The following is a 12,093-nucleotide window of genomic DNA, read 5'->3' as shown; positions in this document are numbered from 1 at the left end:
TCCCCCTGATCTGAACCAATACGGAATTTATGCCGGATTCAGGCCGGCAATGCGGCACGCTCACGTTCGGGCGTGATACGTTCACGCTCGGGTAAGGCACGCTCACGCTCGGGTATGACTTTTCGCATATCCAGCATTTGCACGACGCCGCTCTGTCTTGCTTTCTGTTCATCCACCAATTGCCTCAGCGTAATCCCGCCGAGATGATCGAAAATAAGGTCATTTAGCTTTACCCACAAGTCGTGCGTCATGCACTTTTTATCATTGTGGCAATTTTCCTTCCCGTTGCATTGCGTCGAGTCGATCGGCTCATCAACGGCAAGGATAATCTCGGCAATCGAGACCTGCCCCATGTCTCTGGCAAGGCAATAACCGCCACCCGGACCTCGCACGCTATCGACAAGCGCACGCTGCCGCAGCTTCGCGAATAATTGCTCAAGATAAGATAGAGAGATTTGCTGACGCTGGCTGATTTCGGCAAGCGTCACCGGGCGAGTGGTACGCTGCATGGCCAGATCCAATAGCGCCGTTACCGCAAATCGCCCTTTCGTTGTTAGCCTCATGATTAACTCCTTTCCACTCTCGTCATTCAATTAAAATAGACATATCGACCATTAATCAGTTCAGCCAATGCCAATACATGACTGATTTAGTCAACTATAAGATACTTGATCGATTTAGTCAACTATAACGAAGATAACGAATCAACCGGACAGACGGGCAGGGAGTGGAACGGCAGCGTGCAAGAAAGCGAAAGGATGGCGAAGATGACGCAAAAAAGAAGTGCCAGAGAAGCTTGCCTGAAATATCAGGTGTGGAGAATCAGGCGTGAATGAGTCTATCGGCGGCGGAGCCGCATATGGGCTTTGACCAGCTCGATTGCCCGGCACCGAAACTGATCGCCATTCGTATCTTTGACCCACATATGCAGCAAACCAATAAAGAATAGATGCGTATCAACGGCCAACTGAGCAGGATCATGGGAAAGATGCAATTGATCTTGAGCTTGCGCGCGCTCGTAAGCCAGTTGCATTTTGTTTGCAATGCCCGAACAATTTACCATTATTTGTGGTAAGACAGAGGCAAATTCACCCACGTACTCGCACTTGATCATCATGATCTCATAAATCTCACGCGTCTCGATGCTGTCTGTCAGCACCTGTATGGTGCCACACAGAAAGTTCTCTATGCATGTAAGAGGATCTTCCGAGCCTTCAACGAGCAAGGTATCGTCCATGCGATCTATCAATGGCAGGAACACCTGCTCACGCATCGCCTGAAACAGCTCGATTTTATTGTCGAAATGCCAATAAATTGCGCCGCGCGTAGCGCCAGCTTGCACGGCGATGTGCTCCATCGTGGTACGGCTGACGCCGTGTTCCAGGAAAACCTGGCGTGCCGCCGCGATGAGGCGTTGTCGAGTCAATTCTGCGTTTTCTTTCATTTTTCGCGCCATGGCTCCGGTTTGAATATTCGCTATTTACATTGACGATCTTTTGGTGAATAATTTACATACATACACGAATGTATGCAAGCTATTATTTTCGCAAACTGGAGTTGATGATGTCGGCCGCCAGCCATTATAAAAACAAACGCCGCAATTTGTTAGCGGTTATCGGTTCAAAGGCCATGATTGCACTGGCTGCAAGCGTTGTATTGATTGCTTGTGGAAAAAATGGTCATGCGCCCGGCCAGCCTCAGGCGGATATGGCTCTTCCCGTCAGTGTAATTGAAGTGCAACCTGCTACGGTGCCTATCAGTGCCGAGGCCGTCGCGCAAACCGAAGGTGCGAAGGAAGTCGAGATACGGCCTCGCGTAGGAGGCATCCTGCTCAAACGGCTATACGAGGAAGGGGCGGCGGTCAAGGCAGACCAGCCTATGTTTCAGATCGATCCTGTGCCCTATCAATATGCTTTGGCTCAGGCAAAGGCCCAGCTTGCGGAACAAAGAGCGCGCATCATACAGACCGAGCGCGAAGAGAACCGCTTGCATGAATTACTCGCAACACAAGCCATCAGCCAGCGTGAATACGACAATGCCGCATCCGATAGTGCCATCGCGCGCGCTGCCCTTCAGGCTGCTGAAGTACGCGTGCGCGATGCCGAGCGCAACCTCTCCTACACGCTGGTAACCGCACCGGTCAGCGGCATATCCGGTCGCTTCCAATTTTCGGAAGGGGCGTTGGTGGAGGCGAATAACAGCCTGTTGACCACGATTGTCCAGTTGACGCCCATATGGGTGCGCTTCAGCCTGTCCGATAATGAACTTGCTCAGCTTGGCGGGCCTTTGACTGAACAAAAGGTCAAGAAGGTGACATTGATATTGCCCAACGGTATTGAATACGAAAAGGAAGGTGAACTGAATTTCGCCGCGAGCCAAATCGACCCGGCATTGGGTACGCAGCAATTACGCGCGACTTTTGATAATAGCGGGCGGCAGTTGCTGCCGGGGCAGTTCGTGCGCGCCCGGGTGGTGACGGGCGAACAGGACGGCGTCTACCTCGTGCCCCAGGTCGCAGTGCAGGTTTCCGATATGGGCAAGATCGTGTATGTGGTCAACGAAAAGAATGAAGCAACGGTCCGGCCCGTGGTGGCGGGCCGCTGGGTCGGCAAGGACTGGGTCATCCTCGAAGGCCTCAAAGCCGGAGATAAAGTCATCGTCGATAACCTCATCAAACTCCGTCCCGGAACGCTTGTGGCGCCGCATCCGGTCGTTGAGGCACCCGCAGGTCCTCCGCCGCAGTCGGGACCCCAAACGCAGACCTAAACAGGTATCTCATGACTCGATTCTTTATCACCCGCCCGATTTTTGCATCGGTGCTGTCGATCATCATCGTTTTAGCCGGGCTGGTCTCGGCGCTGCAACTTCCCATTGCGCAATACCCCCAGATTGCGCCGCCTACAGTGCTGATCACCGCGACGTTTCCCGGCGCTAGCGCAGAGACGCTCACCAAGACGGTCGCCGCCCCTATCGAAGAACAGCTAAGCGGCGTGGAAGATCTTCTATATTTCAGCTCCAGCTCCGACTCAAGCGGGACGCTGACCATTACCGCGACTTTCGAAGTAGGGACGGACGTCGATCAGGCAACGTTCAACATCAGTAATCGAGCAAACATAGCCTTGCCGCGGCTGCCAGAAGAAGTCCGGCGGATCGGGTTGAGAATAGAAAAGCGTTCCAACGACATCCTGATGGTGTTCATGCTGATCTCCAAGGACAAGGGAAAATATGACCCGCTGTACCTAAGCAATTACGCTACGTTAAACGTTCTGGATGAGCTGAAACGCACCAAAGGCGTGGGTGATGTAGTCGTTTTTGGGGGGCAGGACTACTCCATGCGCGTCTGGTTGCGCCCGGACCGCATGGCGCAGCTCGGCGTCGCCACAACCGATATAACCGCGGCTATTCAGGCCCAGAATGCGCAGTATGCTGCCGGCAAGATCGGGCAGGAGCCCATGCTTTCGGACCAGCAGTTGATTTATACCGTCAACGCCAAAGGCCGGCTGCGGACGCCCGAGCAATTCGGCAACATCATTTTGCGCGCCGATGGTCCGCGCGGCGTTCTCTATCTGAAGGATGTGGCGCGAATTGAGCTCGGCGCGCAAAGTTATGATGTGCGCACAGCGTTGAATGGCGAGCCCGGGGCAGGAATGCCGGTCTTTCTTCAACCCGGCGCAAATGCGCTGGATACGAAAAACGCCCTCGTCGCCAAGATGGAAGAGTTGAAGAAGCGCTTCCCGGAAGGAATGGATTATGTCGTGCCTTACGATACCAGTCTTTTCGTCAAAGCCTCCATGTGGGAGGTGGTAAAGACGCTGGGCGAGGCAATGCTGCTGGTGATATTGGTCGTCTACCTGTTCCTGCAAAGCTGGCGCGCTACCCTAATTCCCATTATCGCGGTCCCCATTTCGCTGATTGGCACGTTCGCAGGGCTGTGGCTGTTCGGTTTCTCGATCAATACGCTCACCCTTTTCGCCATGGTCTTGTCCATCGGCATCGTCGTAGACGATGCAATCGTGGTGTTGGAAAACATCGAACGTCTGATGGATGAGGAAAAGCTCTCGCCGATGAAGGCGGCGATCCGCTCCATGGAACAGGTTGCAAGCGCGGTCGTGGCGATTGTATTGGTGCTATGCGCGGTTTTTATACCAGTCGCCTTCATGGGCGGAATTGCGGGAGAACTCTATCGGCAGTTCGCAGTAACAGTCGCGGTGGCTGTCACCATTTCAGGCGTGGTGGCGCTGACTTTGACGCCGGCGCTATGCGCCATCCTGCTGAAGCACACGCATGGAGAGTCCGCGTTCTTCCGGGCCTTTAACCGTGGTTTCAGGCGCCTCACCGATTTCTACATCGCCATGGTCGGCACTACCATACGGCATAAAATTATCGGCGCCATTGTATTCTCAGGCATCATCGCCGCGGCAGCATATCTGATCCAAACAGTTCCCGAAGGTTTTGTACCGCCGGAAGATCAGGGCTATGTGGTGGCGGCGACCATCCTGCCCGATGGGGCAACGCTCGCGCGCACGACTCGAACCGCTGAAGCTGTGCGGGCGGGGATTGCAAAAGACCCCGCAGTTTCGCACGAATTCGTGGTTAATGGCTTTGATCTGATTGGCGGTGGAAATAAAACCAGTTCGGCAACGATGTTTGTGGCTTTCAAAGACTGGTCGGAGCGCACCGCCAGCGCGGAGGATATTATCCAGAAACTGAGTGCGATCGGCATGCAGCAATCCGACGGGATAGCAATAGCATTTAATCCGCCTGCGATCCGTGGCTTGGGAACCGCCGGCGGCTTTGAAGTTTACGTGCAAACTCGTGCCGGCGCAGATCCGCTCCAATTATCCAGCGTCGTCAACAATTTCATCGAGGCGCTGAACCAGGAACCGCGCCTTGCGGGTATTGCCACGTTTTTCCGCCCCACCGTACCGCAATTCTTTGTCGAGGTGGATGAGGCAAAGGCGGTTTCCCAGCAAGTACGCATCCCCGATATCTACGCCACCTTGCAGAGTACGATGGGTTCACTTTATATCAACGATTTCAATCTTTCGGGTCGCACGTACCGCGTCCAACTGCAGGCGGAACCGGCGTATCGCATGAATCCGGATGATCTTGGCAGGGTTTATGTGCGTTCGCAGTCAGGCGCCATGGTGCCTATGTCAGCGCTGAGCAAAATCAGCACCGTTGTGGGAGCCGAGCAACTGGAGCGGTATAACGGCCTGCTTTCCGCAAAAGTAATGGGAGGCGGCGCCCCTGGCGTAAGCTCGGGCGAGGCCATTGAACTCGTGGAAGAGATTGCGGAAAGGAGCTTGCCGGATAACTACCAGATTGCCTGGACAGCCCAGGCCTACCAGGAAAAACGCACCGGCTCGGCGGCGGTGTTCGCCTTCACCTTCGCCATCATCATGGTGTTTCTGATCCTGGCTGCGCAGTTTGAGACCTGGGCGTTGCCCCTGGCAGTGATCATGGCCGTGCCTTTCGCGCTGTCGGGCGCGTTGCTCGCGGTCCTGGTGCGAGGGATGCCGAATGATATTTATTTCCAGGTAGGCTTGATTACGCTAATTGGCCTTGCCGCTAAAAACGCCATCCTGATCGTGGAGTTCGCCAGCCAGAAAATGAAGGAAGGGATGCCGGTGGCGCAGGCCGCGGTTGAAGCCGCACGCCTGCGCTTTCGCCCCATCGTCATGACTTCAATGGCGTTTGTGCTGGGGATCGTGCCGCTGGTGATCGCGACCGGGGCAGGAGCAGCGGCGCGCCAGTCGATGGGCACCGGCGTATTAGGCGGTATGTTGCTTGCAACTTTTGTCGCCACCATCTTTATTCCCCTGTTCTTTACCTGGCTTACCCGTGAACACGCGCCCCAACCGGCTGAAAGCATGCGGGAGGAGAAGGCATGATGACATCGGGCATGACATGGGATTCGCGGGAGCGCGTGCGCAGTCCGTGGGCATGGATATTGTTGCTTTTGCCAACCCTGTTGCTGATGTCGTGCGCCATGGGCCCCGACTATTCGCGGCCTCATATCGATGCATCCGACCGTTTTCGTATGGCAGAAGCAGAGGGGCAGTCGATTGCCAATCTCCCATGGTGGCAGCTCATTAATGATGAGCAGCTCCAACACCTCATCAAGCAGGCCCTGCTGCAAAACAAGGATCTCAAGCAGGCGGTTGCCAGTGTTGAAGAGCTCCAGGCTCGGCTCGGGATAGCCCGCATGGATTACCTTCCCAAGATGGATGTGAATATCAACGCTCCGGCATTTGGGCGCCTCGGTGGCTTCCTCTTCCCTGGATTTCCCACGCCCTACAGTTATTTTGGTCAGGCGACCTTGAACTGGGAAATTGATGTCTGGGGAAGGGTTCGCCGTTCCAACGAGGCTGCCTTGGCCGATCTGATGGCGCGCGAGGAAAATCGCCGCGCTGTAGTGCTTACCCTGGTGAGCAGCGTGGCCCAGTCCTACTTTGATCTTCTGCAGTTTGACATGCAGCTGGATATTGCACGCAACGCCCTGCGATCGTGGGAAGAATCGGTCGCCCTCGCCCAGGCGCAACTTCGGGGGGGCATAATTTCGCGCCTTGATTCGGATCAGTTCGACGCGGAACGGGCCAACGCTGCAGCCCGGGTGGCGGAACTCCAACGCCAAATGGTACAAAAGGAAAATGAACTGAGCGTTTTGCTGGGTAACAACCCGGTGACGATCGTTCGCGGCCGTTCGTTGACCGAGCAGGTACTACCGCCCGAAGTGCCCGCAGGTCTCCCTTCCGAGCTGCTGGAACGGCGTCCGGATATTCTACAGGCGGAGAAAACCCTGGCCGCGGCAACCGCCAGAATAGGAATGGCCAAGGCGGCACGGTTTCCCAGGCTCACGATTACCGGTTTTCTGGGTGTGGCCAGTCCTGCTCTATCGAAAATTTTACTTTCCGGCAGCGAGTTCGGTGTGGGCGGCCTTGGACTGGCAGGCCCGTTGCTCAATGCCCAAAGCCTGGGCCTCGAGCAGCGTGCTGCCGAAGCCCAGGCGAAGCAGGTATTGGCCCAATATGAGCAAACTATTCTGGTAGCGTTCAAGGAGGTGGAAGATGCCCTGATAGCGGTTCGCACTGCCAATGACCAGCGCAAAGCACAGGAGGAGCAGGTTGAAGCGCTGCGCTCGGCTTTGAATGTATCGAATCTTCGCTACCAGGGAGGCATCACCAGTTATGTCGATGTGCTCCTCGCCAAGCGCAATCTCTTCGATGCCGAATTCGCGCTGACGGCGACGCGCCGCCTCCACCTGGCGTCGATTATCCAACTCTACAAAGCGTTGGGCGGAGGATGGACGCCGGGATAACCGATGCCTAGCCATCGGGCAGACTGAGGAGACAAGGAACGCCGCTTCTCATTCCGGTGCATTCTCACGCACATTCTCACGCATCTACAATGATTGTTGCCATTTCGCTGATTCAGAGCTTCCGCCAGTTCCCTGCCAGTATGCTGAGTACCCATACCCAAGCTATACCTGATTATTCCAGACTTCAAACTCTTCAAGTAGGTCGAAGCGGGAAATAAATATTGTCATAGCAACACCTGCCATAACCACCAAAACTATCCCCTGGGAGGATGCCTCTTAAAGGCTGAGTTTGCGAGACCCGTCGGGTTGGCGTAATCTCGATACCCTCTTCTCAGAATAACCCGAGAGCCGAGCATATGAACCTGATAGTGCAACGCTTAACGAAATTCCCTGGTCATGACGGGCCTCGCATTGCCCGCATGAATATCGGGTTATTCCTGATCCTGCTTGCCGGCTGCTCGGAGAAGGCGCCCCAGGGGCCGGCCCAGCCTATCCCACAGGTAAAAGTGATTACCGTGACTACGCAAACGATCGCGGACGAGCCGGAGTTCATCGGACGGACGGAGGCCTTCCGGCCCGTGGAGATTCGGCCACAGGTAACGGGAATTATTCAAAAAATCTTCTTTACCGAAGGTCGCAATATCGGCAACGGCGATAAGTTATACCTGATCGATCCTGTTCCCTTTAGAGCCGCCTACCTCAATGCGAAAGCCAGGGTGGCCCAGGCTCAGACTCGAGTGGTCCAGACAGAACAGGATTTGGCTCGCGTCAAGCCGCTGCTCGAAGCACAAGCTGTCAGCCGGAAGAACGTTGACGATGCCGTGGCCGAAACGTTGGCAGCCAAGGCCACGCTGGAAGCTGCGGAAAGCGACCTGGTTAAAGCGAAATTTGACCTTGATAATACGCTGATCACCGCTCCGGTGAGTGGCCGGATCGGTCGCAGCCATTTCTACGAGGGCCAACTGGTCTCCGCTCAGACCACCCTTTTGGTTACCATTGATCAGTTGGACCCCATGTACGTAAACGTGAACGTTCCTGAAAGTTATCTCCTCCGGCGGCGGCGCGAACTCGCTGAGCATAAAGTCGAGAGGCCGGATATTTTTCAGCTGCGTGGCGTGATGACGTTTTCGGATGGGAGCGTGTATCCCGAGGAAGGAATACTGGATTTTGCGGATGTCACGTTACGCCCCGAGACGGGTATGTTACAGGCACGGTTTACATTTCCCAATCCGGAAGCGCGCTTTTCTCCTGGGCAATCCTATTTTTACCCTGGACAGTTTGTCAAAATTCGTCTCAAGGGGTACATACGCCGTGATGCGATACTCGTCCCCCAACGAGCTGTTCAACAAGGACCGAAGGGATCATTTGTCTACGTCATCGATAATGACAGCAAAGTGGAGCTTCGACCAATTCAGGCCAGCGCCTGGCGTGGGAATGAATGGTTGATCGAATCCGGCCTCCGTTCGGGTGAACGGATAGTCGTGGAAGGGTTTTCTCGAATTCAGCCAGGAACTCAAGTCAACGCCGTTCAATATCAGAGCGAGGAAACTTCTTCGAACAACGCTTCAGAGAAGAAACTCATTCAGGAAACGCCATGATTTCCCACTTTTTTATTGATCGTCCAATTTTTGCTTCGGTTCTCTCTATCATCATTGTGGTGACAGGCCTGGTTTCCCTGCGAAATCTGCCCATAGCGCAGTTTCCGCAGATCACGCCGCCGATGGTTCAAATTGACGCCGATTATCCAGGCGCAAGCGCAGAAGTTGTTGCGGAAGCCGTCGCGCGTCCCATTGAAGTGCAGCTCCCTGGCATCGATAACCTTCTGTACTACGACTCCACCAGCACGAACGACGGGCACATGACGATGAGGCTCACGTTCGAAATCGGAACCGATGTGGATATCGCACAGGTCCAGACGCAAAACCGTCAACGCCTTGCTGAACCCCAGTTGCCGGACGAAGTCATTCGTCAGGGGGTAACTGTGAAAAAGACCTCACCGGATCTGTTGGCGGTCATTGCACTGAGTTCCACGGATCCGCGTTATGACACTGTTTTTCTGTCGAACTACGCCCTGCTCAGGATTCTCGATAGCGTAAAACGGCTTCCTGGCGTCGGAGATGCAGTCATCTTCGGTGGCCAGAATTACTCCATGCGGTTAATTCTCGATCCCGTCCGCATGGCTCAGCTCGGCCTTACTCCGACCGAAATCGCGAATGTCGTCCGCGAGCAAAATCGGGATTTCCCCGCCGGAAGAATAGGCCGCGAGCCCACGCCGCGCGGTACAGAACTCACCATCCCCGTAATCACGCACGGCCGGATGAGCGAGGTCAAGGAATTCGAGGATATGATTGTCCGCGCTTATCCGGATGGATCCATGGTGCGGATGCGGGACATCGCACACGTGGAATTGGGTGCTCAGTCGTATGATTTGGAAGGACGATGGAATGGGAAGCCCAATACATTTCTTCTAACCTTTCTTGCCCCGGGAGCCAATGCGCTCGACACCGTTCATCGGGTCCGCCAGGAAATGGACAAACTGGGCAAGACCTTTCCGCCAGGAGTCTCCTACGATATTCCCTATGACACTACCATATTCATTGATGTCTCCATCAAGGAAGTGGTGAAAACCCTCGTTGAAGCAACGTTACTGGTCATCCTGGTCGTTTTTCTCTTCCTGCAGAGCTGGCGTGCGACGCTCATTCCTGCCGTCGCAGTTCCCATTTCGCTCATTGGCACGCTTGCGGGTATGGAAGCGCTGGGGTTTTCAATCAATACGCTAACCCTATTCGGCATGGTCCTGGCCATTGGTATCGTGGTGGATGACGCAATCGTTGTGGTCGAGAATGTCGAGCGGCACATGACCCAGGACAGGCTGCCGCCCAGGGAAGCGGCGAAAAAGGCCATGGACGAGGTGACCGGCCCCGTGATTGCAATCGTCCTGGTGCTGGCTGCCGTGTTTGTGCCGGTGGCATTTTTGGGTGGGATTACCGGCGAGCTGTATAAACAATTTGCGATTACGATCGCCCTGTCTGTCGCCATTTCGGGATTCGTGGCGCTTACCCTCAGCCCTGCTCTTTGCGCACTGGTTCTCAAGCCAGGCCATGGCCCCCCCAAAGGATTCTGGAAAACGTTCAACCGGTCTTTTGAGTGGCTGCAAATGCGCTACGTCGGAACGGTCGGAATCATCCTCAGACGATCACTGATTGCTCTGGCTGTTTTCGCAACGCTGGTTTTCGTAATCCTGAGCCTGTTCAAAACCATTCCGGGCAGTTTTCTTCCGGAAGAAGATCAAGGTTACTTTATTACTATCGTCCAGTTGCCGGACGGAGCCTCCTTGACGCGGACGATCGAAGTCCTGAGTAAAGTGGAAAGCTATTTTCAGTCGATTGCGGCAGTCCACTCGACAGATACCCTGGCTGGCCAAAACTTTGTTTTCGGAACCCGCGGAACCAATCAGGCGACGATGTTCATTCCGTTGCACCATTGGGATGCACGCAAAAATGCAAACGAGCAAGTCCCCGGCCTCATCGCTTCGGCCTTTCAGGAATTTGCCAAAATCCCTGAAGCCTTGATTCTTGCCTTTAATGCCCCGTCGATTAGGGGACTCGGTTCCACCGGAGGCTTCTCCGTACAATTGCAGGATCCCAGCGGAGGCGATTTTTCAGAGTTTGCCGCCATCGCCCAGGAATTTGTTGCCAAGGCGGTGGAACATCCGGCCATTGCAGCGGCCAGCACCAACTTTCGTGTGAGCGCTCCCCGGCTCAACGCCAAGGTGGATCGTGAGCGGGCCAAAGCATTGGGCGTACCCATTTCTGAAGTCTTCGATACGATGCAGGCGTATTTTGGGAATCTGTATATCAACGATTTTGTAAAATTTGGCCGTATCTATCGGGTGCAAACCGAGGCGCTACCGGAATACCGGTCCAGCCCGGAGGATATCAGCAAGATATATGTGCGCGCTCAGAATGGCTCGGAACATACCATGATTCCGCTGGACTCGGTGGTCACCACCGAGTTTAGCAGCGGACCGGATCCGGTCACGCATTTCAATGGATTCAATACGGCGCTCGTGCTGGGAGGCGCCGCGCCAGGGTACAGCTCGGGACAGGCACTTGACGCTCTGGAGCAGGTGGCGGATGAAATCCTGACTCCAAAAGGTTATGCAATCGACTGGAGCGGGATATCGTTTCAGGAACGCAAGGCTGGCGGACAATCCATCGTGGTGTTTGCCTTTGCGTTGCTCATGGTCTTCCTGGTGCTGGCGGGCTTGTACGAAAGCTGGTCCATCCCATTCGCTGTCATCCTTGCGATACCCTTTGGAATGCTCGGTGCGCTGTTGGCCATCTGGACCCGGGGCCTGACCAATGACATTTATTTTCAGATTGGGTTGGTGACGTTGATCGGACTGGCCGCTAAAAATGCGATCCTGATCGTCGAGTTTGCCAATCAGCGATACGCTGCGGGTGAGTCGTTATACGATGCAGCGCTCGACGCGGCACGTCTTCGTTTTCGGCCTATCATCATGACGTCGATGGCCTTCATTCTGGGTGTGCTGCCGCTTGTTGTCGCTTCGGGAGCAGGTGCAGCGAGCCGGAATTCCATCGGGACGGGGGTGTTCGGGGGGATGTTGGCGGCAACATTTCTCGCTATCTTTTTTGTACCGCTTTTTTTTGTGATGATTGGAAAGATCGCACGACGAGGCGAGCATTCAGTGGCTGAAACCCAGCGGGTTGAAGCTGCTCATTCTTCTTCTACCATAGAAAAGCCGTAAT

The 12,093-nt window shown here is 54.9% G+C and carries 7 protein-coding genes; 5 read left to right on the top strand and 2 right to left on the bottom strand.

Annotated elements, in window-relative coordinates; genetic code table 11:
• Positions 1-38: 38 nt before the first annotated feature.
• A complete protein-coding gene (locus tag BMX00_RS02060) occupies positions 39-563 on the bottom strand; it encodes an Rrf2 family transcriptional regulator (RefSeq protein WP_090826563.1) in 525 nt (174 codons plus the stop codon).
• Positions 564-838: 275 nt separating this feature from the next.
• On the bottom strand, positions 839-1,456 hold the full coding sequence (locus BMX00_RS02055; RefSeq protein WP_090826561.1) for a TetR family transcriptional regulator: 618 nt from the start codon (positions 1,454-1,456) through the stop codon (positions 839-841).
• Positions 1,457-1,524: 68 nt separating this feature from the next.
• On the opposite strand from BMX00_RS02055, the gene BMX00_RS02050 reads away from it, so the two are divergent.
• The 5 genes from BMX00_RS02050 (at position 1,525) to BMX00_RS02030 (ending at position 12,092) form a co-directional block, all read left to right on the top strand.
• Positions 1,525-2,766 (top strand): efflux RND transporter periplasmic adaptor subunit, encoded by a 1,242-nt coding sequence (locus BMX00_RS02050; RefSeq protein ID WP_425433856.1) that lies wholly within the window; start codon positions 1,525-1,527, stop codon positions 2,764-2,766.
• A gap of 11 nt (positions 2,767-2,777) precedes the next feature.
• The gene (locus BMX00_RS02045; RefSeq protein WP_090826560.1) at positions 2,778-5,894 is read left to right on the top strand and encodes an efflux RND transporter permease subunit; all 3,117 of its coding nucleotides are present in this window, start codon (positions 2,778-2,780) and stop codon (positions 5,892-5,894) included.
• Complete coding sequence (locus tag BMX00_RS02040) at positions 5,891-7,321, top strand: efflux transporter outer membrane subunit (RefSeq protein WP_090826558.1); 1,431 nt, start codon at positions 5,891-5,893, stop codon at positions 7,319-7,321. Before BMX00_RS02045 ends, BMX00_RS02040 begins: the two co-directional genes overlap by 4 nt.
• 356 nt (positions 7,322-7,677) lie before the next feature.
• Positions 7,678-8,919, top strand: coding sequence for an efflux RND transporter periplasmic adaptor subunit (locus tag BMX00_RS02035; RefSeq protein WP_090826556.1), 1,242 nt, complete (start codon positions 7,678-7,680; stop codon positions 8,917-8,919).
• Positions 8,916-12,092, top strand: coding sequence for a multidrug efflux RND transporter permease subunit (locus BMX00_RS02030; RefSeq protein ID WP_090826554.1), 3,177 nt, complete (start codon positions 8,916-8,918; stop codon positions 12,090-12,092). Before BMX00_RS02035 ends, BMX00_RS02030 begins: the two co-directional genes overlap by 4 nt.
• Position 12,093: the final 1 nt, after the last annotated feature.

Origin of the sequence: Nitrosovibrio tenuis (assembly GCF_900109785.1) — a bacterium.
Taxonomy (GTDB): domain Bacteria; phylum Pseudomonadota; class Gammaproteobacteria; order Burkholderiales; family Nitrosomonadaceae; genus Nitrosospira; species Nitrosospira tenuis_A.
Note: the sequence above shows the minus strand (reverse complement) of the source record. Positions and strands in the feature narration are given on the sequence as shown.